The organism is Streptomyces sp. NBC_00989 (assembly GCF_045162655.1).
Classification (GTDB): domain Bacteria; phylum Actinomycetota; class Actinomycetes; order Streptomycetales; family Streptomycetaceae; genus Streptomyces.
In genome coordinates this window covers 7,117,998-7,140,704 of record NZ_CP108728.1, presented here as the reverse complement: position 1 = coordinate 7,140,704, position 22,707 = coordinate 7,117,998, and the positions used below count along the sequence as shown (strand labels likewise).

The window sequence follows — 22,707 nt, the reverse complement described above, 5'->3', positions numbered from 1 at the left end:
CGCGAGCAAAAGGAGCGAACGTGCGGCCGAGTGGCCACACGTCCGCTCCGGGGTCACTGGGGTCACAGGGTGCGCGAGGGGCTCCGGGGACTCACGGGAAGCCCCTACCGACCCCTGGAACGCCTACTGAAAGGCGGAGAAGGCCTTGGTGAAGGCGGACGGGGTCTGGACGATCGAACTGCAGGTCGCGTCCGCGCTGGGCTTGGCACCGCCGGGGCACTGCTTGTCGCGGGTCGCCGACCACACCGAAAGGCCGCCCAGACCCTTCGCTTTCGCGAAGGCTGCCAACTCGTTCGCGTCCTCGACCTTGAAGACCTCCGATGACACGTCATTGACGCCGATCATCGGGGTCACTGCAACCGCTTTCCATGCAGCGCTCTCCGAGAGCCCGAGAACACTCTTGACTTGGGCCTGAGTAGCAGTAGCCGCTTGCTGTGAGTACGTTCCCATATCTCCGCTGTATGCCGGTCCGTAATCCATGGCCATGATGTTGACCGTATTGATCTTGACGCCGTTGGACTTGGCATTGGACAACAGGTTCACCCCGTCCTGGGTCAGCCCCTCGGGCATCACGGGGAGCGTGTAGGAGACATCCAGGTTCGGGTGCTGCTGCTGGAGCTTCGCTATCGCCTGGGCGCGGATCGTGTTCGCCGCAGTGTTGGGCAGCGCACCGCCCTCGATGTCGAAGTCGACCTTGGTGAGGCCGTACGCGTCCACGACCTTGCCGTACGCCGTCGCCAGCGCGCTCGCCGAACCGCACGTCGTCGCCAGCTCGGAGCCGGACGCGCCGCCGAAGGAGACCCGTACGTCACCGCCCTTGGCCCGCAGCGCGCCGATCTGCGCGGCCACGCCGTCGTTCCCGAGGTCCGAGACGCCGCCCCACTTCGGGGTGCAGCCGCCGCCGTCGGTGATGAAGGCGAGGTTGTAGTTCTTCACGCCGGTCGCGGTGACGTTGGCGAGGAGGTCGAAGGCGGGGTAGAGGGAGGTGTCGACGTAGGGGGCGAAGCCCGCGCCGGCGGTCGTTCCGGTGCCGGTGCTCTGGGAGGGCGAGGCGGTGGGGGTCGGCGTGGGAGTGGGCGTCGGCTTGGCGGTGGGGGTCGGCTTGGCGGTCGGCGTGGGCGTCGGCGACGAGGTCGTCGGGCGGCCGGTCGGCTCGGGGGTCGCGGTGCCGTCCGCCGAGCACTTGGCGTTGTCGATGAGACAACTGGTCGGCTGGCCCGTGCCGTTGACCACGAAACCGACCGTGACCGACTCGCCGGCCGCGAGCCCGTCCGTGTCCCACTTCGGCGGCTTCACGGTGACGCGCTGCCCGCTCACGCTCGACTCGGCGTTCCACAGCGAGCTGAGCTTCGATCCTGACGGCAGGTCGAACTCCAGCGTCCAGTCCTTCTTCGTGGCACCGGTCGTGTTGGTGACGACGTACTGCGCGGTGTACCCCGTCGACCACTCGCTGGTTCTGGTGTAGGCCGCGCCGACGCTCGCCGCCTGGGCGATGCCGGTCAGCATGATCGCGCCGCCACCGACGACCGCGGCGGCGACCGCTCCGCCGATCACCTTGTTCCTCTTGCTGATCCTGCGCCGGTGCGTGCTCATCGCGTGCCTGCTTTCGCCGTACGGGGTGGGGTGCGGCAGCACGCTAGCGGTCCGGAATCGGGCAAAGCGCCTGATCCGGGCGGCGGTTGGCGATCTTAGGGTGCGCTTAAGGGAGGGATCGGGAACGGTTAAAGGTAGAGACCAATTTCCCGCGCCGACGCCGTCGTACGGCTCCCCGATGCCCTTTGCGCTCCGGCTCCCGCCCGTCCAGCTGGATCCAGATCCGCACCTCGGTGCCGCCGAGCATCGAGGACCCGATCCGGACGTCCCCGCCCGTCGACTCCGCGAGCCTGCGCACGATGTCCAGCCCGAGCCCGGTCGACCCGGCGCTGCCGGAGCCGCGCCCGCGGGCCATCGCCGCCTCGGGGTCCCGTATGCCGGAGCCCGCGTCCGAGACGAGCACGATCACCGCGTCCTCGCTGTTGTGCACGTCCACCGCGAAGGCCGTGCCCTCGGGGGTGTGCCGGAACACGTTGCCGAGCAGGGCGTCGAGGGCGGCGACCAGATCAGCACGGGCGACGGGTATCCGCACCGGCCGCTCCACCCCGGCCACCCGCACCTTGCGGCCCTCGTCCTCGGCGAGCGCGGACCAGAACCGCATCCGCTCACGTACCACTTCGGCCGCGTCGCACCCGGCGCCGGGCCCGGCCGCCCCGGTCTGCGGCTTGGCCTCGCGCGCGGTCCGGATGATCGTGTCGACCTCCCGCTCCAGCTGCGCGACGGCGGTCCGCGTCTGCTCGGCGGCGGGCCCGTCCCCGAGCGAGGCCGCGTTGAGCCGCAGCACGGTGAGGGGTGTACGGAGGCGGTGCGAGAGATCCGCCGCCAACTCCCGCTCGTTCGCGAGCAGTTGTACGACCTGGTCGGCCATGGAGTTGAACGCGACCGCCGCGAGCCGCAGTTCGGTCGGCCCCTCCTCGGGCACCCGCGCCCCCAGCTTCCCCTCCCCCAGTTCGTGCGCGCCCTCGACCAGGCGCTGCGCGGGCTGCACCATCCGTACGCCCAGCCGGTCGGCGACCGCGACGGACCCGACGATCAGCGCGATGCCGACGCCCGCGAGCACCGCCCAGGCCGTGCCGACACCGTTGCTGACCTCCGACTCCGGGACGAACACCTCGACGACGGATATCTCGCCGGAGCTGAGCGCGACCGGCTGGAGCAGGACGGAGCCGCCGGGCACCTCGGTGGTCGAGGCGCGGCCCAGCTTCCGTACGGTCGCGATGTCCTTGCCGGCGGCGCGCTGGAGCCCGATGTCGACGGCGGCCTTCCCCTCCCCCGCCGGTATGTGGACGGCCATCCCGGAGTCGGCGCCCGCGGAGGCGACGACCTTCTCCAACTGGTCCCGGTCCGTGGTGATGGACAGCGCGGGGGCGACGGCCGCGGCCTCCCGCTCGGCGTTCGAGAAGGCGCGGTCGCGGGCCATCTCCTTGATGACCAGGCCGAGCGGCACCGCGAACGCGACGACGACCATCGCCGCGATCGCCAGACAGACCCTGACCAGCGCCCACCTCATCGCACCGACTCCGCTCCCGGTGGCTCCAGCTTCACGCCGACACCCCGCAGGGTGTGCAGATAGCGCGGCCGGGCCGCCGTCTCCCCCAACTTCCGGCGCAGCCACGACAGATGGACGTCGATGGTCTGGTCGTCGCCGTACGACTGCTGCCACACCTCGGCGAGCAGCTCCTTGCGCGGTACTACGACACCGGGCCGTCCTGCCAGGAAGGCGAGCAGGTCGAACTCCCGCCGGGTGAGGTCGAGTCGGACCCCGTCCAGCTCGGCCTGGCGGCGCAGCGGATCGACGGTGAGGCCGCCGACGCGGATGACCGTCGACGGGGGCGCCTCGCCGGTGGTGGCGCGAGAACGTCGTAGAACAGCGGACATGCGGGCGGACAGATGGTCGACCGAGAAGGGCTTGGTGAGGTAGTCGTCCGCGCCCGCGTTGAGCAGCCGGACGATCTCGCTCTCGTCGTCCCGAGCGGTGGCGATGATCACGGGGACATCCGTGATCCCGCGCAGCATCTTCAGCGCCTCGGACCCGTCCAGGTCGGGCAGTCCGAGGTCCAGGATGACCACGTCGAAACGGAAATGGGCGACCTCGCGCAGCGCCTCAAGTGCCGTACCGACACTGCGCACCGTGTGCGCGGCATCGGTCAGATGCCGGATGAGGGCCGAGCGCACGAACTGGTCGTCCTCGACCACGAGCACACTTGCCATGCGCCGCACCGTACGCCATGCGGGCGACCCGCATCCGGGCCTGTGGACAACTCCCGTCTGTGGACAACCGGTGGGAGATCGACGGGACACCTGTGGGGCGCGTGAGGCAGTATGGCGGCGATGCCCAGAGGACTCGTCAACGGATTCGTGCACGTGCTGGCCTGGTCGCTGGCCACCGGTGCGGCCGTCACGCTGTCCTGGTGGGGCGTCCACACGGTCATGACCGGCACGGCCTACGACCCGCCGCGCGCCCTGCCCATCACGGCGGCCGGCGCGACCGCGCAGGCGGCTCAGCCGCCGGCCTCGGCACCGGTTCGCGCCGAGTCCTCGCCGAGCCCGTCGAGCACCCCGACGCCGACCCGCACCCCCGGCCCGACCCCCACGAAGACGCCGACCATGAGCCCGTCCCCCACCACCTCCCCCTCCGGCCAGGTCAAGAGCTATGCCACGGACGGCGGGCGGGTGGTGCTCCAACTCGACACCGCGCCGGCCTACGTGGCGCTCGTGTCGGCGACGCCCGGTACGGGCTGGTCGATGCAGGTGTGGAAGACGGACTCGTGGCTCCGGGTGGAGTTCACCAAGGGCACGGACAAGGTGTCGGTGATCTGCACGTGGCACGACGGGGCGCCGCGCGTGGATGTCGGTAACTACTAGACCTGGGTGCCTACTTAGCGGAACACGGACGGGGGCGGCGCCGGTGAGGCGACCGCCGCTGCGTCCGTCACGGGTACGGCTCCGCCGGTGAAGTCGATGAGTTCCTTGCCGTGTTCGAGCCTGCCCGGGTGCGGGTCGGAGGCGGCCCGCCGGGTCAACTCGGCCAGCGGCAGCGGATGGTCGGAGGCGACGAGCACCGCGTTGCCGAACCTCTTGCCGCGCAGCACGGTCGGGTCGGCGATCAGCGCGCGCTCCGCGAACCGGGCGGCCACGGTGGCGATTTGGCCGCGCAGGTGCGCGAGCGGGGGCCCGTCGGCGAGGTTCGCGGCGTAGACCCCGCCGGGTTTGAGCGCCCGGCGCACCTCGTCGAGGAACTCGGTGGAGGTGAGGTGGGCGGGCGTACGAGCCCCGCTGAACACATCCGCGATCACGAGATCGGCCCACCCCTCGGGCACCTTCGCGAGTCCCGCGCGGGCATCCACGGACCGCACCCGGATCCGCGCGTTCGGGTCCAACGGCAGCTCCCGCCGGACCAGTTGGACGAGCGCCGCGTCGAACTCGACGACCTGCTGGGTGGATCGGGGGCGGGTCGCGGCGACGTACCGGGCGAGCGTGAGGGCACCGCCGCCGAGGTGTACGACGTGGATCGGCTTCCCGGCCGGCGCCGCGAGGTCGATGACGTGTCCGAGCCTGCGCTGGTACTCGAAGGACAGATACGCCGGGTCGTCGAGAGCGACGTACGACTGCGGCGCCCCGTCGATCAGCAGCGTCCAGGCACGCGCGCGTTCCCGGTCGGGTATCAACTCGGCGAGCCCGCCGTCGACGGGTTCGACGACGGCTTCGGCGGCGCCGGCACCGCGCCGGGGGGTCCTGGACTTTCCCATTGGGCCATTATCGGGGGCCCTGGACGGTACGGCGCGCCCGGCGCCGGGGGCGGGCGGATGCGCACTGTCGTGGGCCCGTCAGCGACAGCCGTCCGCCGCCTCGATCAACCGAGCCGCCTCTCCCAGGGCGGCCCGTAGGACCTCGGGGTCGGTTGCCAGGTCGGCGTCACCGGGGGGCAACAACCAGTCCGAGCCTTCGACGGGCGGCTCGGGGTCAGGGGCCAGACGCAGGCCCCGCCCGTTGGTCTCCGTACAGGTGCTGCCCGGCAGGTCCCAGGCCGCCGCCGTGCCCGGCGGTACCAGGAAGCCGAGTGTGTCGTCGCCGTCGTCGTGCAGGACGGGTCCTACCCCGTCGCACGCGCCGCGCCGCAGGATGTCGACCGCCTCCAGGCCCTGCCGCGTCGGCACCGTCACCAGGTCGCAGGCCGAGTCCACGAACGGTGGCGCACTGCACTCCGCGCTCGGCATTCGAGGATCGACGCTCTGCCTGGTCTCCATCCCGGTCTCCACCACGGAACCCCTCCTTGGACGAGCGGGTCGGGAGTCGGGTGGCTCCCGGGTCCATGGGGTTCAACGCGTTGAAGCGTCAACGGCTACGGCACAAGTCAGCCGCAAAGGATGGCAGTTCATGGCAGATCCCGGATGAGATATCCGGTTTGTAGCCAAACCCTGCGTGGCGGGTCATGCACAGCAGGTACGTTCTTGCCCGCTGGAAACAGGGCGTCACTCAACAAGTCACCCTGAATCCGGCATGGTTCGACGGTTCGCATGAGAGGACCCGGCCATGGCGTCGTCAATGGTGACCCCGTCCCCGTTCCCCCAACCCCCGAGACCCAATCTCTCCTTCCGGCGGCTGCGCGGACAGCGCTCACCGGCGGAGTTCGCCGCGGCCGTACGCCGGTCCGCGCGGGAGATCGGCGAGCGGGTCAGCTGCGACGCGCGCTACGTCGGGCGGGTCGAGGCCGGTGAGATCCGTTGCCCCAACTACGCGTACGAACGGGTGTTCCTGCACATGTTCCCCGGCCGCACGCTCGCCGACCTCGGCTTCGCGCCCCGCTCGTCCGTACGCGGACGCGGGGCGCGCACCGCCGAGGACGCGCCCCCCGCACACCTCACAAGCCCGGCCCTCGCCATGGATGAGTCGGCCAGGGCGGGTGAGACGCCGGAGGTGTACGAGCCGTATGACACGCAGGACCCGTACGACACGCACGAGAACCCACAGAACCACGAGGAGAGCGACGTGCTGCGTCGCGCATTCATGAGGGGCGGCACCGTCACGGTGGCCGCCGGCACGCTGGGCCCGCTCGGGCTCACCTTCGACGCCGTGGCAGCGGACCGTTCCGTCCGCCGTCCCGGTACGAGCGAGGCGGGCGCCCTGGAAGAGGCCGTCCGCAGAATCCGGCTGCTCGACGACCGGCACGGCGCCGACGGCCTCTACCGGCGCGCGGCAGCCCCGCTGCGCGCCGCCTACGCCCTGCTCGACGCGGGCACCACCCGGCAGTCCGTCGCCGAGAGACTGCACTCCGGAGCCGGTGAACTCGCCATCTCGGTGGGCTGGCTGGCCCACGACTCCGGCCGCTTCGACGACGCCCGCTCGCACTACGCGGAGGCGCTCGCGACCGCCCGGATGACCGGAGATCCCGGCCTTGAGGCACACGCCTTCTGCAATACGGCGTTCCTCGCGCGGGACGCCGGCCGGCCACGGGAAGCGGTGCGCGCCGCGCAGGCAGCGCAGCGCGTCGGACGGCCGCTGGGCTCCGCCCGCCTGATGTCGCTGCTGGCGCTGCGCGAGGCGGGCGGCTGGGCGGGGCTCGCCGACCGCACCGGCTGCGAACAGGCGCTGGCCCGGGCGCAGGCGCTCTTCGAGCGGGGGCACTCGGACGCCGATCCCGAGTGGATGAGCTTCTACGGAGAGGCCGAGTTGGAGGGGCTTGAGGCGCAGTGCTGGTCGACGCTGGGCGACTGGCCTCGCGCGGCACGGCATGCGCGGCGTGCGGCGCATCTCCAGGATCCGCATTTCACTCGGAACATCGCGCTGTACATGGCCGAGCTGGCGGATGACCTGGCGCGCGGCGGGCGACCGGACGAGGCGGCGACGGCGGGGATGCGGGTGTTGGATCTTCTGGACCTCGTGCAGTCGTCGCGGATTCAGACGATGCTGGCGGGGACGGCGCGGGTGTTGTTGCCGCATCGGCGGGCTTCGGGGGTTTCTACGTTTCTGGAGAGGCACGCGAGTTTGCCTCGTGCTGCGGCGTAGTGATTCCGCGGGCCGGTGGGGGCTGGGCGCGCAGTTCCCCGCGCCCTTTTGGGGCGCTACACGACCAGGTGTCCCAAGTCGTTCCAGCTCTCGATCGCCGGGTCGCCGTAGGCCCAGCCCAGTACCGACAACGACGTCGGGTTGAGCCGTATCCGCGCCGCGAAGTCGATCGGCAGGTCCAGCCAGCGCGCGCCGATCGAGCGGAGGATGTGGCCGTGGGCGAAGACCAGGACGTCGCGGTCCTCGGCGCGGGCCCAGGCGACGACCTCGTCCGCGCGGGCGGTCACCTCGGCGAGGGTCTCCCCTTCGGGGACGCCGTCGCGCCAGATCAGCCAGTCGGGGCGTACGGAGCGGATCTCCTCCGGGGTCATGCCCTCGTAGGCGCCGTAGTCCCACTCCATGAGGGTGTCCCAGGGGGTCGCGCGGTCGCCGAAGCCGGCGAGTTCGCAGGTCTCACGCGCGCGTGCCAGCGGGCTGGTGCGGACCTCCACCCCGGGGAGGCCGTCGAAGGGAGCCCGGTGCAGTCGCTCGCCGAGCACCTTGGCGCCGCGTCGGCCCTCTTCGAGGAGAGGGACGTCGGTCCTGCCGGTGTGCTTCCCGGACAGGGACCATTCGGTCTGTCCGTGCCGGGCCAGCAGGATGCGCGGTGCCATGAGGGACCCTTCCGGGAGAAAACGAGAGGCGGGTCACTCCATCATCGCGCACCCTTGAGAAGGGCAACCCGGGGGGCGATCTCTGCGTCTTTGAGGTCCGGGGGCGCCGGAAACAGGGCGCGCGCATACGCCGTAAAGTGTTCCGACCGGGCTACCGGGAAGCCGGACCACGGAGCACTGCACCAGTACAGAAGGGGGAGGGCGATCGGATGCCGCAGACCGAGACACCAGGCATCGAGGCGGACCGGCGAAGCCGGCTGCGCTGGTGGACCGAGCTGCCGCTGATCCTCATGGTGTACGCCTCGTACTCGGCGGGCCGGCTGCTGGCCCGGGGCGACACGGCCAGCGCCGTGGACCACGGTCTGGCGATCCTGCGCGTCGAGAAGTTCCTGCACATCAACGCGGAGCACCCGCTCAACCGCCTCTTCACGCGCGAGTCCTGGATCGGCATCCCGGCCGACTTCTGGTACGCCTCGCTGCACTACCTGGTCACGCCCGCGATCCTGATCTGGCTGTTCAGGTCGCGCTCCCAGGTCTACCGCGCGGCCCGCACCTGGCTGATGACGTCCACGTTCATCGGCCTGATCGGCTTCACCCTGCTCCCGACCTGCCCGCCCCGCCTGCTCTCCCCCGGCTACGGCTTCGTGGACACGATGGCCAAGTACAGCTCGTACGGCTGGTGGGGCGGCGACGCGAGCGCGCCGCGCGGCCTGGGCGGCATGACGAACCAGTACGCGGCGATGCCGAGCCTGCACTGCGGCTGGGCGCTGTGGTGCGGTGTGATGCTCTGGCGCCACGGCGGGACGCGGCTGGCCAAGGTCGTCGGGGTCGCCTATCCGCTGCTCACGGCGATCGTGGTCATGGGCACCGCGAACCACTACCTCCTCGACGCGGTCGCGGGCGTGGCCGTGATGGGGCTCGGGTTCCTGCTGGCGCCGCAGGTGATGAAGACCGCGGACCGGATCAGGGCGCGGTTCGAGGGACGCGGATCGCTCGTCGCGGCGCGCTCCCGTGACGCTGCCCGGGACGCTTCCCGCCCCGCCTCTCATGGCTCAGAAACCTCAATTGTCAGTGGCGGATGCCAGACTTCGCCGGGTGAGCGAATTCCACGGCAGCGCGAGTCACAGCTCGGTACCGGAGCCGAGCCGGGTGCCTCCCCCACGGACGCGGGGGAAGGCGCTCCGGCACCGGCTCGCTGAGCTGCGCGGCCCGGACGTCCCGGCCAAGGCGCTGGACGCGCGCGCCCTCGCGGCGCTGGCGGCGAACCCGGGCTGCAAGCGGCGGGCGATCCTGGACGGCGCGGGGGTGAACAAGGCGGTGCTGGCCGACGCGCTCGGCTCGCCGTCGGCCTTCGGACAGTCCCAGTTCGCCTTCATGCGGGGCAACGCCTTCGAGGCCCGGGTCAAGGCGGACGGCGGCGCGGAGCTGCTGCGGCTGGTGCACGAGAAGCTGGACCCGGGCGCCGAGCCGCCGACCCGCGCGCGGGTGCCCGAGCTGAACGCGATCGGCCCCGAGGGGCGCGCGGCGCGTACGGCGCTCGCGCTGCGCGAGGGCACCGAGGCCGCCGCCTGGACCTTGCTCGACCACCCGATGCTCGCCCTGGACGTGGCGGGTTCGCCCGCGTTCCTGGAGCCGGACGCGGTCGTCGTGCACCCGGACGGCAGTTGGACGGTCGTGGAGATCAAGTCCTTCCCGATGCTGGACGGTTCGGCGGACCCGGCGAAGGTCGGCGCGGCGGCCCGCCAGTCGGCGGTGTACGTGCTGGCCCTGGAAGAGGTCGCGGCCAAGCTGGATCCCGCTCCCCGGGTCCGGCACCGCATCCTCCTGGTGTGCCCGAAGGACTTCTCGAACCTGCCCACCGCGTCCGCCGTCGACGTCCGCAAGCAACGCGCGGTCACGGGCCGCCAGTTGGCCCGCCTCACCCGCATCGAGGACATCGCCGACACCCTCCCCGAGGGCACCTGCTTCGCCCCCGACCGCCCGGCGGCCGAGCTGACCGCCGCCGTCGAGTCGGTCCCGGCGGCCTACGCCCCCGAGTGCCTGGCCGCCTGCGAGTTGGCCTTCCACTGCCGCGACCGCTCCCGCACGTCCGGCGTGGTCACCACCCTCGGCCGCTCGCTGCGCGCCGAGTTGGGCGACCTGACGACGGTCGACGAGGTCCTGTCGGCGGCCCACGGCGAGTCCGGAGACCCGGACGACCCGGCGGTGGCGGCACTGCGCAGGGCGGCCGAGCTGCGGGCCGAGGCGCTGGCACACGCCCTGGAGGCGGCCGCATGTCGCTGATCTCGACTCTCGCCCGGCTGGAGGCAGTTCAGACCGGCCGTGCCCAGCCCGCCGCCACCGTCCTGCACCGGCACCTCTCCGAGCGCCCCCTCGTCCTCGTGCCGCTCACCACCGCCGGTGAGGCCGGGGCACCGCTGGGCGCCCTCGTCGGCACGGACCGGGACGCGCCGCGCCTGCTCGTCGTACCGCAGCCGCGCGACCGCGACCTCAGGTTCGCGTTCCTGGCCGAACTCGCGGACGTGGTCCTGCCGTACATCGACACGTTCGCGGACGACGTCGAGGCCGCCGAGCGCAACGAGACCGATCCGGAGACCGGCAAGCGGGTCAAGGTCGAGGTCGAACTGTGCGCGGACGCCCCGCAGTTGATCGTGCCGAGCCGCGCGGGCATCGAGTTGGTACGGCTGCTCGGCCGTTCGATGCGCTTTCGCCGTACGGCCGAGCAGGACCCGGAGACCCCGCACCCCGCGCCCCCGCGCGTGCCGTTGCTCGGCCGGTGGCTGACCCACTTCGGGGAGCGGGCCCGGGTGCCCGGTTCCTCACTGCTCCTCGCGCTCACCGAGGTGCTCGGCCGGCACTGGGCCACCGGCCAATCCAGCCTGGAGGACCAGCACTTGGCCGCGCTGCTCGCCTGGATCGACCCACCTGCCGGTGTCTCCGGCGCCGAGGCGGCGCTCGACGCGGAACTACGGCGGGACGCGCGGGGCCAGTTGGTGTGCCCGCCGGCCGGCCCGGCCACGGACCCGGCGTTCGACAACAAACTGCTCGCCCCCGCCATCGAGCGCTACGACCGGGCACGCACCGCCCTCGCCGCCGCCGAGGACGGCCTGGAGGCGGACGACCGGCTCGGTGAACTCACCGCCGCCGAGCGGGAGATCAGGTCCCTCGTCGAGGGCATCACCCGCCCCACCTGGGACGCGGTGTGGCACGGCATCGACCTGCTGCGGGCGCTGCCGGAGGGCCCGCACGCCGTCGACCGGTGGACCCGCGACCGCTGGTCGTTCACCGGCCACTGGGACCGGATCGTCGCCGGTGAGCCCCCGCAGCCGCGCCGCGACGACGCGGTCACCGCGGCCAACAAGCTGGCCACGCGCGAGCGCGAACAGGCCCGCCTGGACGCCCAGGAGGCCCTGGACGACCCGCTGGTGATGGCCGGGCGGCGGCTCGCCGGGGAGGCCTTCGCGGGCGAGGTCATCGATGTCGTCATGGCGTACAGCGAGGGCAAGAGCCCCCGCCCGCGCCCGCTGGTGACCGTGCGCACGGACGACCGGCCGCATCTCGGGGAGCGGGCCAAGGTGTTCCGGTCACTGGCCGGGAAACCGCAGTCGGCGGAGTTCGTGGGCCACGAGGAAGAGGGTGCCCTCGTCGTCCTCCGGGTGGTCGACAAGATGGGCCGCGGCAAGGAGCCGGAGACCGGTTCGCTGCCGGAGAAGGGCGACCGGATCTGCTTCACGCTGTTCGAGCACGAGCAGCGTGGCGGCGCGAAACTGCCCGACCAGGAGGAGACACCGTGGACGCACGGTGGCCCGCCGGGCGAGGAGAGCGCCGTGCAGGAGTCCGCCGACCCGGTGACCGAGGAGGACGTCCTGTGACCGCCGTGTTCGACCCCGGTGCCGAGGCCGGGCGCGCCACCGACGCGATCCTCCGCGACACCCTGCACGGCACGGCGCGCGGTGTCGTCGTCGACTCCCCGCCGGGCGCCGGCAAGTCCACGCTCGTCGTCCGCGCGGCACTCGAACTGGCCGACGCGGGGCGCCCGTTGATGGTGGTCGCGCAGACCAACGCCCAGGTCGACGACCTCGTCGTACGGCTCGCCGAGAAGAACGGCGAGCTGCCGGTCGGCCGCCTCCACAGCAGTGACGCGGACCCGTACGACAAGGCGCTGGACGACCTGCCGAACGTACGGAAGTCGGCGAAGGCGGGCGAGCTGGCCGGGCTCCCGGTCGTCATCTCGACGGCGGCCAAGTGGGCGCACGTCAAGGTCGACGAGCCGTGGCGGCACGCGATCGTCGACGAGGCGTACCAGATGCGTTCGGACTCACTGTTGGCCGTGGCCGGGCTGTTCGAGCGGGCGCTGTTCGTGGGCGACCCGGGCCAGTTGGACCCGTTCGCGATCGTCGGCGCGGAGCAGTGGGCGGGCCTGTCGTACGACCCCTCGGCCTCGGCCGTGACGACGCTGCTGGCGCACAACCCCGAACTGCCGCAGCACCGCCTGCCGGTGTCGTGGCGGCTCCCGGCGTCGGCGGCCCCACTGGTCTCGGACGCCTTCTACCCGTACACCCGCTTCCGCAGCGGCACGGACCACGGCGACCGACGGCTCAACTTCGGCGTCCCGTCGGACGGTTCGGGCCCGGACCGGGTCATCGACGAGGCCGCGGAGTCGGGTTGGGGCCTCCTGGAACTCCCCGCCCGCCACACCCCTCGCACGGACCCGGAGGCGGTGCGGGCGGTGGCGACGGTCGTACGGCGCCTGCTGGACCGGGGCGGCGCGGCCACGTCCGAACGCTCACCCGACCCCACTCCCCTGACCGCCGACCGCATCGCGGTCGGCACCGCGCACCGCGACCAGGCGGCGGCGATCCGCACGGCGCTGGGCGAGCTGGGCGTCACGGACGTCACCGTGGACACGGCGAACCGGCTCCAGGGCCGGGAGTTCGACGTCACGGTGGTCCTCCACCCCCTCTCCGGCCGCCCCGACGCCACCGCGTTCCACCTGGAGACGGGCCGCCTCTGCGTCCTCGCCTCCCGCCACCGCCACGCCTGCATCGTGATCTGCCGGGCGGGCGTGACCGAACTCCTGGACGACCACCCGTCCACGGAGCCCGTGCAGTTGGGGGTGACGGTGAAGTTCCCTGACGGATGGGAGGCGAACCACGCGGTGCTGGCCCATCTGTCGGAGCACCGGGTGGTCTGGAGACCATGAACCGGCGTTCCGGCGCTTGAACCACGGGCGCCCGGCCGCCTTCCCGCCGGACGGAGTCCGGCACGCCGCCGGAGGCGGCCAATGGAAACAGCCCTGACGGATGGGAGGCGAACCACGCGGTGCTGGCGCATCTCGCGGAGCACCGGGTGGTTTGGAGAGCGTGACCTGCTGTTCCTCGTGGTCCGGTCGGCGGGGTGATGAATACCGGGCCGGGCGGCTGGGCAGCCACTCATGCGGTGCGGGATCCGTGCCTCGGGAGTATGCCCGGGGCCCCTTGCGCACCCGGGGGACAATGGACGGTGGTCCGCTCCTGAGGCGGGTCATCCGTGACGTACGAGGAGGAGAAGACATGGCGGAGCACACGCCGCGTCGCAACGAATCGCGGCTACGCCCCGCGCCCCTGCTCTTCGAGCCCGCGCAGGCGGCCGAGGACCCGGAGCACTTCTTCGACCTGGAGTCGATGGACGACCCCCGCGCGCTGCTGGCCCGTGCGACCGAGCTGACGCACGCGTTCCGCGCCGCGACGGACCGAGCGGTGGAGTTCCAGGCGATCGCGGCGGCCCAACTCGCCGATCCGCGCCGGTTCGACCGGCTGACACCGGCGGACATCGCCGAGCGGGCCGAGTGGACCGAGGACTACGCCAAGAAGATGGTCGAGTTCGGGCGGGATCTGCTGCGCGGCACCGAGGGCCGGGACAGCGGGGCCGTCGACCCGGTGTGACCTCCATGTCGAGGTCCGGGTCGAGGTCCGAGTCCGGGGACTCGGGGTCAGCGAGCCGGGAGTTCGAGACCCACAGCTCCTGCCCCCGCCGCACCCCACGCCCCACCCGTCACCAGAAAGAACTTCTGGCATATGCCGGTCGGGCAAGATACTCCCTCCCGCCCCCTCCTGTCCCGATTTCTGGCAACCCTCAGAGAGCGGACGCTCACGGCCGGTAGATCTATGGGACATGAGCCGCACACAGGATGAGCCCTTCGCCGACCGCTTCGACATCTCGGGCGTCACCTCGGACGGCGCCGCCTGGCTCGCCTCGGCAGGAACGTATCCGCGCAGCACCCTCGCCCTCTGGAGGGAACGGCCGGACGCCCCGGTCGTCCTCCCCTGCGGCTCCGCGTTCGACGTGGTGAGCGCCCCGGCGGTCTTCGGGCGCCGTATGGTCGACCGCTTGTGGGAGGAGGGCCCGGGGTCCGGACCGGTCGCGACGTACCGGGGCCGGATGCTCCTGTTCGCCGGCCCCGGTACGGCTCAGCGGCTGCCGTCGCTGCTGGGCTGGGAGGAGTGGGGCACGCACCCCGGGGAGCACAGCCGTACGGGGTCGGTCCCGCCGTTGCTGTGTCACGGCAGGGGCGACGCGGTGACCGTCCCGGCGCTGGCCGGCGGGGCGTCGCCGGCCCCGTTCGACGCGCGCTGGCTGGTCGCTCCGGACACCCGTCGGCCCTGGCTTCCCGGCGCCGAGATCCTGCTCTGGGCGGCCGTGCGGGCGGCCCGGACCGCCGTACGGATATCGATTTTTCCTCCCGCCGATCAGGATGCTAAGGTCTACGACGTCAGCAGGCGCCGCTAGCTCAGTTGGTTAGAGCAGCTGACTCTTAATCAGCGGGTCCGGGGTTCGAGTCCCTGGCGGCGCACTGTGTGTGACCTGGGCATCCTTCTCTTCGGAAGGGTGCCCTTGGTCGTTTTCGGGGTCGGATGCTAGCGAGGGGCTAACGCCACCGTCATCCGGCTGCACGGTGGTCGGTTGGGGCACGAGTGCGGCAGCAGCTTCAGCCGCCTGGCGGGCGATCTCCGGCAGCACCGAGGTGTAGGTATCGGCCGTGATCTGGATCGTTGAGTGTCTGAGCATGGCGGAGACCACTTTCATTTCGGCTCCGGCGGCGAGTGCCAGGGTGGCTGCCAGGTGCCGCAGGTCGTGGAGACGGACCGGCGGCAGGTAGCCGGGGTGTGGGTAGGACCGGAGCGGGTGCTCGGGAAAGAGCAGGTACCAGGTGTGCGGGTCGACGATGCCGTTGGCCTTGAGCCCGCGTACACGTTGGAAGCCGGTCACCGCCCGCCGTGTCAGCGGCCCGAAAAACCCGTCCACTGGGAGCCCGAGCGTCGCTTGCACATCCTCGACGGCCGGGCCGGTGTCTCCCTCACGAAGGGTGTTGGCCCGCTTGATCGTCCGGACGAAGTGGCGGCTGACGTAGTCCGGATGTAGCGGCTTGCCGGTCTCGGTAGTGAAGACGAAATGGCTGTCGGTCCAGGCCGGTCCCAGCAACTCCCTCTCCTCCAACTGCCGTTGCCTGTGCGCCCGCAGAACCGTGACGGTCATGGAGTCCAGCGCGATGATGCCGTCGCTGTCGTCCTTGGGCCGGGTGACGGCGGTCTCCCAACCCACCTGCACGATCTGCTGGACGATGGCGAGCGCACCTGCGTCCAAGTCCACATCCGGCCAGCGCAATCCGATGCCTTCGCCTCGGCGTGGTCCGCGGAAAACCAGCAGGTGGTAGTAGGCGTAGAGACGGTCGGCCGTCATGAGGCCGAGAAAGGAGCCGGTCTGCTCGGGCGTCCAGACGGCGACCTTCGGGCGTCGGCCCGAGGCCATCCAGTCAATGACGCGTGGAGCGGTCCAGATGACGGCCTTCGGTCGCGACGCATTCTCGACCTCGACCGCCAGGGCCGGGTTGTCGATGATGCGGCGCTGGCGCACGGCTGCGTTGAGTGCCGCCCGGAGCGTGGCGTGGATGCGTTGGAGTGTCGCCGGGCCGATCGGTCGCGGGCCTTGGGCAGCGTCGGCCACGATGGCGTCGTACGCGGTCCGGATCTGCGCCGGCCGTAGCTTCTCCAAAGGGACGTCACCGAGCTGAGGCTTCAGGCAACGCCGGATGAAACCCTCATACGAACGACGGGTGTTGGCCGCCAACTTGCGCTTGCCACCCATCCACTCATCCAGCCACTCGCCGGTGGTCTGCTCCATCGTGAGGGAGACGCCGGCACCGAAACGGCGGCGCAGGTCGGCATAGTCCGGCAGCTGCTGATAGCGGCGGTAGTGGTCACGGATGGAGGAAACGATCTCCAGCCGACCCGCATCGTCGTCCGTGCTGGGTATCTCCAGGAGCTGGATTGCCTGCCGCAGCTCGGCGACCGCGAGGGTCTGGCTGGTGAAGCCACCACGAGTGATCTGCTGTCGCCCATGCTCCCGGCGGCCCGCATCCGACAGTGGCACATCGACGACGTAGGACCAGGTGCCGTGCTTCTTCGGACAGGCCAGGCGCTTACCGGCCGCGTTGCGGCGGACCGGACACTTGCAGCGCTTATAGGTGGTGCCCTGCATGACGCACGCCTTACCTTGCGGTCTGCTCGTCGTCGGGATGGGTCGCGCGCAGGTCGTGTTCCAGCTCGGTCAGCAACTCCCGGGTGATGTGGCCTCGCAGGGTGGCCAGTTGACCCTTGGACGCCTCGGGCCGACGTTCCTGGAGTCGCAGGTCTCGCTCCTGTGACAAGGTCCGATCCCACCGTTGCAACGCCACCAGATTGACCCACTCCGGCGACGTTCCGATCTTGCGGGCTACGTGCCGTTCGGCCTCGCCGACACTGGCGACCGCTCGCTCTACGAGGGCAGGGTCTGCCTGCCCAGATCGCTGGACCTCAGCCAGGAAGTCAGACGTCCGGTTGGCCAGGGCCAGCGACTCGGTGATCTCAACCGCCCGTGCGGGCAAGGCATGCACGGCCGCTGTGTTGCCGGACAGCAAGGCCTTCACCGCGGAGACCGTGAGCCGCACGCCAGGCGACAGCTCGACGAGGTCATTCGGCGCTCCGGCTACAAAGTCGGCCGGCGGCACCTCGAAGGCGAGGGCCAGCAACAGCACTTCCTCCAGCGCTATACGCCGAGCCCCCACTTCCGCCTGCGCGACGGTCCCCCGAATCCAGGTCGTCAGACCGTGCTGCTGGAGCAGTGCGGCAGCCTCTTCCTGCTTCAGGCCACGGGCTTTCCTGATCTCTCGCAGGCCAGCTCCGAGTACCTGTCGCAGCGTGTGTGGCGTCTGTTCCATGAGGTCACCTCTGGGATGAAGGTGCCTCAACGGTACATCCTGGTCTGCTCATGAACAAGAGCGGTTGACTTGTAACAAACTAGGGCGGATCATCTGCTCTCAGAACAGAGCACACCACCGCAAGCGAGGTGAGCTACATGGTCGGCATGAGACGGACCGAGTTGCTGGAGCTACCGGTCGTCATCGACCTCGTCACCGCCGCCCGCGCCCTGGGCATCGGCCGCACACGGGCCTTCGAGCTGGTCCGCCGCGACGAGTTCCCGGTGCCAGCCATACGGGTCGGCTCGACCTGGCGGGTGCCGACAGCGCCGCTGCTGGCGCTACTGGGTATCGCCACATAACGAGCCTGCGCCTCAAGACGCTGCGGGAGTGGAGCAAGGAGCTGAGTTCACCGCGCCGCTTGCAGTCTTCGCTGCGCGACCGAATTCGCTGCAGCCCCAATATTGCTAGTCGAATAGCCCGCCTCGATGCAGCGGACGGCTTCGACTAGACCCCGTCCTCTGAAGACAAATGGTAGCCGTACGCCCGGTGAAACCGAGAATACACCTCGTCGATGCGGACTTCGAATGTCTGAGTACCTGCGTGACTCGCATTGAGCGCACCCATGACGGACCCTACGCCAGCGGCGGTCACGAGATCCAGGCCACCAATCACACCGTGAGCAAATCCAGCTGCATAGAAGTCGCCACACCCGGTTGGGTCAACAGCCCGTGCTGAAACAGGGGCAATATGGTGCGACTGTCGATCGAAGTAAAGAATTGATCCCCGTCCACCAAGGGTGACAATATAACCCTTAAGACACTCAGCCAATTCAATGGGGTTCGCTCGCATAGCAGAATAAAGTAATTCTGCCTCTGCCTCATTGACGATTACATAGTCCGAGCACTTGAGGAGATTTTGCAGCTGTCCACTCTGATAGTCGGCGACCGAGTGTGCCGGCAGCCAGAGTATCGGCGTGTTCAACTGTTTGAGCCGGGACATTTGCTTAATGACTGAATCTGTTGTGCTGGGCGCCACAATAGCCAGCGACGCGAAGGCTGCAATTTCAGGCGGAGGCGCGTAGCGGCCTGCAGCACCCGGGTGAAAAGCAACCAACTGAGCACCTGCTAAGTCCGTAACCACAACGCACCGAGCAGTCAAGGTGTCAGTATGCTCGATGATTGAGGAAACGTCGATCGAACACTGAAGCAAATGCTCCAAGTACGGACTCGCGTCGCGCCCAACGGAGGCAACCAGGATTGAATCCCGGTTGAGCCCTGTTAGAGCATATCCAATGTTTCCGGCACAACCACCAAAAGATGTGTGCGCTTCGGAGGCCACATAGGATTGGCGCACAGGGCCGAGATGATCGGAAGTGAGCCGCAGACTCCCCTCAACCGTGAAGACTTCATCGAAGGCCAAGGAGCCGCAGACGACAACCCGTCCGCGATGATCGCTCCTTACTTCACTACATCGCTCTTCCATAGGTCCCCCGGCAGTCGTAATTTGGGGAAATCGAGGCTCGATCCCGATGAAGAAACCCGGTCCGCCGTCGCGGGTGCGACGGCGGACTTAGCGAAGCGTGATAGCGCCAGAAAGGGGGCGTGACCCGCGAATGACGGCTACGATCGATCCGCCAACTCGATGTCGTAAATGGTCACCCAGTCACCGTCCTTCATGGTGGGGTAGATCTTCTGCAGATCATGACGCATGTGAGCAACGTCCCTGAAACCATCCTTTTCTGCGTCCTCGACCGTGAGCTCCCCGAAACGGTGGTACCGCACACCATTAACCTGCACATGTTCCGCAGGATGAGTCCGATCACCAGGACCGTAGTCGCTCGTTTCAAAGAGGGGGAGGCGGCCATTGAAGGGAATTTCAACAGCTTCACGCCGGAAACGAATCGTCGTGTGCTTTTGCCCTTGCCGCATCCAATCCAAGTACTGCCCGTACAAGGGGAACTGCGTACGAACAAAGACGACGGAGCCAGTAAGGTCTTGAATCTGACGGATTACTGAGGTAACCGATGGGACTGAGACATCCACCACAGTGGGCGCCCCACCGCGGAACACCTGCATGCTCAAGTCACCGAAAGACCCTTCCAAAGGCAGATCGGAAGGGGCTGGAGACAGGGATTTCACGACGATAAACCTTCCAAGTACTAGCACGTTAATAGGCATCGAGCTGAACGAGTCGATCGCTTGCTCAATGGTCTGCACGATAGGAGATCCACCATGGTTGAAGCTGGTGTTCAGCAGGACCGGGATGCCCGTCATGTTGAAGAAGTTGCGAAGTGTCCGAGACAGTGGACTTTCTTCACTGTCTTCGACGGACTGTACGCGTGCGGTGCCGTCCGCGTTCACCACTGCTGGGATCTGTTGCAGAGCCCTCGATGTCGCCTGCAGCGCAAAGGACATGAAGGGACTGGGCGCCACAGGCTCGAACCAGTCATGCATATGTGATGCCATGGCTGCGGGAGCGAACGGCATGAACCAGTCCCGGCGTTTGAGCGCATTGAGCTCGTGAACGACGTCTGCTCGTCGAGGATCCGCCAGGATACTACGTGCGCCCAAGGCGCGAGGGCCAAATTCGGCTTGGGACTGAAAGATGCATACAACCGAGCCAGCAGCCAAGAATTTGGCAGCAATATTAGAAAAGTCGGCGGTTTCAAAAACCACGTACGACGCGAGGCCAGCTTTTTTTAGGGTGCTGGCCACAGCACCCGAGTCGATCTTATCGTCTGGCCCAATGCAGGCGTCCGAACTTGTCTTCATTGCTGGCACAGTGGTTCCTCGAATTCCTTGCACTGCCAAGGCTGCATATACGTTTCCCAGACACTGACCGTCATCACCCGGGGCACTAGGAACGTAGACGCCGCCGGGGAAGATGCTGAGCAAAGCGCCGTTGGCTACTACGTTGAGCGCAGTTCCACCAGCCAGACAGACCTTGTCGACACCATGCTCCCTCGCCAGCATGGTGAGCTTCATGCGTAGCGCTTCCTCGATGCTACGTTGAATGAAAGCAGCCAAATCACGATGGATGCGAAGAATCGCCCCATTGGGGGATCGCGGTTCACCAAAGTTCACACCTAGCGCACGCCCCAGTCGGGTAATCATTCCGATTGGATCGCCGGGATCATTCCTGATGGGCGAGGAGAGGCGTTGGCCATCGAATGAGAAGAGTTGTTCAGGTACGGCATCCCTATCTCCGTGGCCAGCGAGGGCCATCGTATAGGACGAATACACGGAGGAACGCCAGCCGAGATAGTGAGTGAACGCTCGATACATCTCTCCGAGTCCGACATCGAACGGATCGTCGAAGTCACGATCAATGAGAGTTAGGCCGGCCTTCTTGTCAGCCAAGTAGTATGACGCTTGTTCCCTCGGGAACTCCCACCATCGAGGGTTTACATCAGGACCACCCAGCGTGTTGCCGCCAGCATCATTGACCACGACCAGGGAGCGATCATATCCCGACGCCTGAAAGGCCAAGAATGCGTGAGATAAGTGGTGATCGACAGAGATCAGTTTTGGATGCCCCTCAAGAGGGTGGCCTTTCATTGCCGCTGACTCTGGTTCGCAGCAGGTACTCACGGCGATGGCATCTATGTCGCGTTCGAGATCCAGTCCGGTGTGGCGCAGCAGGATCGGTAGGGAATGCGCATACCCGCATGCATATTTTTTTCCTTGCGCCCTGTCCTCTCCCAGGGCAAAGATCTTTCCATCTACGTAGACAGCCGACCCGCCGTTGCGAATGCGCTGGCCGCTGAGTGTGCAGTGCTTACTGATTCCCAAGATCTTCATCTACTACCTCCCCAAGGCCACGAGGGCCAAATGGTGGACAAGGTCCGATTCGGTCCGGTGAGCGTAAGCACAAAGACCACCGTAGCGATGTTTCGCACAACATCCTCAGGCAGGCCTCGGATGTGCGGCCAGAACATCAGAACCGCACAAGTCACAAGCAGAACCAACATAGCTGCAAGACGCGCTGGTTCCGGGTTGGTAATAGTGAGGGGCAAATAAAGCGAAGTGAGAGCGTTGTTACTAGTAGCCGCATCGGGGCGGTGCGGAATTTCCATGGACGTACGCTCACCCGGACTGAGGTGGAGTACTCGCAGCACGAACGTGAGCATGTCGTACTTGCCAACTGCCTGCTGCCGGAATCGCAGTGCAGTGACGTGCGTGGCGAAAGTATTAACTTCAATACTATGAGAAGGTATTATTGCACTTCCCGGCCTGGGAACATGTTGGAAGACGCGGAGCGAGTAGACGGTTTTCGACTTGACGAGAAACGACTCGGCTCGCACAGTGGCCGGTTTATCGTCCGGGCCAAATAGGCCTACCACTTTAAGGAACTCAATTCCCTCATATGCATCAGCCGTTGCGATAGCAGATACAGCATTGCCCCACGCCGTTAGGTCACTGGAGTCCTTGCGATGAAATCCGTTCCCAACCGTGCTACGGAAAACGGCGGCATTCCCCATGGGTTGACCAGCAGTACCAGGAAGCCATGAATGCTGTGCAGCAAAGGTAGTTGTATGATCGACAATCTCCTGCTGCCGGACATTCTCGGCTGTCGAGTACTCAACCAGATCACCCAAGTGGTACTCGAAATAGACAATGCGCCCAACTGGCTGCACAGTCACGATCTTTCCCCATCGAACGGGAATTAGCGTATTATTGCCAGGATCCCTCAGAACAATAAGCACTGCTTCGCCAAGCAGGCTCTGCAAGTCGCCCCTCAATGGCGGGTCAACCCATTGTCTGTCAAATCTATTTCGGTAACGCATCCCGGCCGGCAATGCCATGATTTCGTTCATGTCAAAGCAATACGGTCGATGAGCGTGAATTACAAAGCAGACATGCTCGGCTCCGGGCCCCGCCACCGCCACGATCATCCCCCAGTTGCATCCCAGTCTGCCCCGGCCGCACGCAAGCACCGGTTGAAGCAGCATAGCGATAGCCAGGGTCGAGGAGGCAAGGTTTCGATAGGTGGGCTAAACGTGGGAAACCGCGGGTAGATCAACCATGCACAGCCTCGCCAGGTGGAAGATCGGCAAGGGTTCTACAGATGCAGATAGCCGGGGAACGAACGTGCATGTTACCTGCGCTCAACCCCAACAGAAGAAACCTTTCTGCACCTTGCTACGCATAGAGCCCTTGCGTTCTCAGTCTCCGTCTCTAGCAAGGCGAGACACCACGGCACAGCCTGCTAGCACCCTGGTACCGGTGCCGCGCGGTA

The 22,707-nt window shown here is 67.9% G+C and carries 19 protein-coding genes, 1 tRNA gene and 1 pseudogene; 10 read left to right on the top strand and 11 right to left on the bottom strand.

The window, feature by feature from the left end:
* Positions 1 to 123: 123 nt before the first annotated feature.
* The 3 genes from OG714_RS31845 to OG714_RS31835 form a co-directional block, all read right to left on the bottom strand.
* Positions 124 to 1,593, bottom strand: coding sequence for a cellulose binding domain-containing protein (locus tag OG714_RS31845; protein ID WP_406126154.1), 1,470 nt, complete (start codon positions 1,591 to 1,593; stop codon positions 124 to 126).
* A gap of 106 nt (positions 1,594 to 1,699) precedes the next feature.
* A complete protein-coding gene (locus OG714_RS31840; RefSeq protein ID WP_406126153.1) occupies positions 1,700 to 3,103 on the bottom strand; it encodes a sensor histidine kinase in 1,404 nt (467 codons plus the stop codon).
* Positions 3,100 to 3,804: a response regulator transcription factor gene (locus tag OG714_RS31835; protein WP_406126151.1), complete on the bottom strand. Its 705-nt coding sequence runs from the start codon at positions 3,802 to 3,804 to the stop codon at positions 3,100 to 3,102. The genes OG714_RS31840 and OG714_RS31835 overlap by 4 nt, the downstream gene beginning before the upstream one ends.
* 111 nt (positions 3,805 to 3,915) lie before the next feature.
* On the opposite strand from OG714_RS31835, the gene OG714_RS31830 reads away from it, so the two are divergent.
* The gene (locus OG714_RS31830) at positions 3,916 to 4,458 is read left to right on the top strand and encodes a hypothetical protein (protein ID WP_406126149.1); all 543 of its coding nucleotides are present in this window, start codon (positions 3,916 to 3,918) and stop codon (positions 4,456 to 4,458) included.
* 14 nt (positions 4,459 to 4,472) lie between these two features.
* Here OG714_RS31830 and OG714_RS31825 read toward each other — a convergent pair whose 3' ends face one another.
* Complete coding sequence (locus OG714_RS31825; protein ID WP_406126147.1) at positions 4,473 to 5,342, bottom strand: spermidine synthase; 870 nt, start codon at positions 5,340 to 5,342, stop codon at positions 4,473 to 4,475.
* A gap of 78 nt (positions 5,343 to 5,420) precedes the next feature.
* Positions 5,421 to 5,855, bottom strand: a complete 435-nt coding sequence (locus OG714_RS31820; protein WP_327403784.1) for a hypothetical protein — start codon at positions 5,853 to 5,855, stop codon at positions 5,421 to 5,423.
* Positions 5,856 to 6,126: 271 nt separating this feature from the next.
* Here OG714_RS31820 and OG714_RS31815 point away from each other — a divergent pair, with 271 nt between their 5' ends.
* Positions 6,127 to 7,599: a hypothetical protein gene (locus tag OG714_RS31815; protein WP_406126145.1), complete on the top strand. Its 1,473-nt coding sequence runs from the start codon at positions 6,127 to 6,129 to the stop codon at positions 7,597 to 7,599.
* Between the two features lie 56 nt (positions 7,600 to 7,655).
* On the opposite strand, the gene OG714_RS31810 is transcribed toward OG714_RS31815, so the two are convergent.
* Positions 7,656 to 8,252, bottom strand: a complete 597-nt coding sequence (locus OG714_RS31810; protein ID WP_406126143.1) for a histidine phosphatase family protein — start codon at positions 8,250 to 8,252, stop codon at positions 7,656 to 7,658.
* A 209-nt stretch (positions 8,253 to 8,461) separates the two neighbouring features.
* On the opposite strand from OG714_RS31810, the gene OG714_RS31805 reads away from it, so the two are divergent.
* The 7 genes from OG714_RS31805 to OG714_RS31775 all read left to right on the top strand — a co-directional run bounded on the left by OG714_RS31805 (position 8,462) and on the right by OG714_RS31775 (position 15,084).
* The gene (locus OG714_RS31805; RefSeq protein WP_406126141.1) at positions 8,462 to 9,451 is read left to right on the top strand and encodes a phosphatase PAP2 family protein; all 990 of its coding nucleotides are present in this window, start codon (positions 8,462 to 8,464) and stop codon (positions 9,449 to 9,451) included.
* Positions 9,402 to 10,535 carry a hypothetical protein gene (locus OG714_RS31800; RefSeq protein ID WP_406132030.1) on the top strand — a complete coding sequence of 378 codons (1,134 nt, stop codon included), beginning with the start codon at positions 9,402 to 9,404 and terminating at the stop codon, positions 10,533 to 10,535. The genes OG714_RS31805 and OG714_RS31800 overlap by 50 nt, the downstream gene beginning before the upstream one ends.
* Complete coding sequence (locus OG714_RS31795) at positions 10,526 to 12,124, top strand: hypothetical protein (RefSeq protein WP_406126139.1); 1,599 nt, start codon at positions 10,526 to 10,528, stop codon at positions 12,122 to 12,124. The genes OG714_RS31800 and OG714_RS31795 overlap by 10 nt, the downstream gene beginning before the upstream one ends.
* The gene (locus tag OG714_RS31790; RefSeq protein WP_406126137.1) at positions 12,121 to 13,455 is read left to right on the top strand and encodes an AAA domain-containing protein; all 1,335 of its coding nucleotides are present in this window, start codon (positions 12,121 to 12,123) and stop codon (positions 13,453 to 13,455) included. Before OG714_RS31795 ends, OG714_RS31790 begins: the two co-directional genes overlap by 4 nt.
* Positions 13,456 to 13,804: 349 nt before the next feature.
* Positions 13,805 to 14,176, top strand: a complete 372-nt coding sequence (locus tag OG714_RS31785; protein WP_384167338.1) for a hypothetical protein — start codon at positions 13,805 to 13,807, stop codon at positions 14,174 to 14,176.
* Between the two features lie 229 nt (positions 14,177 to 14,405).
* Positions 14,406 to 15,020, top strand: a complete 615-nt coding sequence (locus OG714_RS31780) for a bifunctional DNA primase/polymerase (RefSeq protein WP_406126134.1) — start codon at positions 14,406 to 14,408, stop codon at positions 15,018 to 15,020.
* Positions 15,011 to 15,084, top strand: a tRNA-Lys gene (locus OG714_RS31775). Before OG714_RS31780 ends, OG714_RS31775 begins: the two co-directional genes overlap by 10 nt.
* Before the next feature lie 356 nt (positions 15,085 to 15,440).
* Here the strand turns inward: OG714_RS31775 and OG714_RS31770 are convergent.
* Both OG714_RS31770 and OG714_RS31765 read right to left on the bottom strand, forming a co-directional pair.
* Positions 15,441 to 16,412, bottom strand: a pseudogene (locus OG714_RS31770) (peptidoglycan-binding protein); the annotation flags it as partial.
* A 367-nt stretch (positions 16,413 to 16,779) separates the two neighbouring features.
* On the bottom strand, positions 16,780 to 17,487 hold the full coding sequence (locus OG714_RS31765) for a helix-turn-helix domain-containing protein (RefSeq protein ID WP_406126132.1): 708 nt from the start codon (positions 17,485 to 17,487) through the stop codon (positions 16,780 to 16,782).
* Positions 17,488 to 17,624: 137 nt separating this feature from the next.
* On the opposite strand from OG714_RS31765, the gene OG714_RS31760 reads away from it, so the two are divergent.
* Positions 17,625 to 17,828: a hypothetical protein gene (locus OG714_RS31760; protein WP_406126130.1), complete on the top strand. Its 204-nt coding sequence runs from the start codon at positions 17,625 to 17,627 to the stop codon at positions 17,826 to 17,828.
* 145 nt (positions 17,829 to 17,973) lie between these two features.
* Here the strand turns inward: OG714_RS31760 and OG714_RS31755 are convergent, their stop codons facing one another.
* From OG714_RS31755 to OG714_RS31745, 3 genes are all read right to left on the bottom strand, one after another.
* A complete protein-coding gene (locus OG714_RS31755; protein WP_406126129.1) occupies positions 17,974 to 18,888 on the bottom strand; it encodes a PfkB family carbohydrate kinase in 915 nt (304 codons plus the stop codon).
* A 200-nt stretch (positions 18,889 to 19,088) separates the two neighbouring features.
* Positions 19,089 to 21,269 carry a carbamoyltransferase C-terminal domain-containing protein gene (locus OG714_RS31750; protein WP_406126128.1) on the bottom strand — a complete coding sequence of 727 codons (2,181 nt, stop codon included), beginning with the start codon at positions 21,267 to 21,269 and terminating at the stop codon, positions 19,089 to 19,091.
* Entirely contained in the window at positions 21,266 to 22,285 is a 1,020-nt protein-coding gene (locus OG714_RS31745) for a hypothetical protein (RefSeq protein ID WP_406126127.1), read from the bottom strand. The genes OG714_RS31750 and OG714_RS31745 overlap by 4 nt, the downstream gene beginning before the upstream one ends.
* Positions 22,286 to 22,707 lie beyond the last annotated feature (422 nt).

Bases quoted from the DNA above. Each gene is read 5' to 3' on its own strand.
- OG714_RS31805 (WP_406126141.1), top strand. From the start codon at position 8,462: ATGCCGCAGACCGAGACACCAGGCATCGAGGCGGACCGGCGAAGCCGG.
- OG714_RS31815 (WP_406126145.1), top strand. From the start codon at position 6,127: ATGGCGTCGTCAATGGTGACCCCGTCCCCGTTCCCCCAACCCCCGAGA.
- OG714_RS31760 (WP_406126130.1), top strand. From the start codon at position 17,625: ATGGTCGGCATGAGACGGACCGAGTTGCTGGAGCTACCGGTCGTCATC.
- OG714_RS31765 (WP_406126132.1), bottom strand. From the start codon at position 17,487: ATGGAACAGACGCCACACACGCTGCGACAGGTACTCGGAGCTGGCCTG.
- OG714_RS31840 (WP_406126153.1), bottom strand. From the start codon at position 3,103: ATGAGGTGGGCGCTGGTCAGGGTCTGTCTGGCGATCGCGGCGATGGTC.
- OG714_RS31825 (WP_406126147.1), bottom strand. From the start codon at position 5,342: ATGGGAAAGTCCAGGACCCCCCGGCGCGGTGCCGGCGCCGCCGAAGCC.
- OG714_RS31750 (WP_406126128.1), bottom strand. From the start codon at position 21,269: ATGAAGATCTTGGGAATCAGTAAGCACTGCACACTCAGCGGCCAGCGC.
- OG714_RS31785 (WP_384167338.1), top strand. From the start codon at position 13,805: ATGGCGGAGCACACGCCGCGTCGCAACGAATCGCGGCTACGCCCCGCG.
- OG714_RS31845 (WP_406126154.1), bottom strand. From the start codon at position 1,593: ATGAGCACGCACCGGCGCAGGATCAGCAAGAGGAACAAGGTGATCGGC.
- OG714_RS31780 (WP_406126134.1), top strand. From the start codon at position 14,406: ATGAGCCGCACACAGGATGAGCCCTTCGCCGACCGCTTCGACATCTCG.
- OG714_RS31810 (WP_406126143.1), bottom strand. From the start codon at position 8,252: ATGGCACCGCGCATCCTGCTGGCCCGGCACGGACAGACCGAATGGTCC.
- OG714_RS31830 (WP_406126149.1), top strand. From the start codon at position 3,916: ATGGCGGCGATGCCCAGAGGACTCGTCAACGGATTCGTGCACGTGCTG.
- OG714_RS31795 (WP_406126139.1), top strand. From the start codon at position 10,526: ATGTCGCTGATCTCGACTCTCGCCCGGCTGGAGGCAGTTCAGACCGGC.
- OG714_RS31745 (WP_406126127.1), bottom strand. From the start codon at position 22,285: ATGAACGAAATCATGGCATTGCCGGCCGGGATGCGTTACCGAAATAGA.
- OG714_RS31835 (WP_406126151.1), bottom strand. From the start codon at position 3,804: ATGGCAAGTGTGCTCGTGGTCGAGGACGACCAGTTCGTGCGCTCGGCC.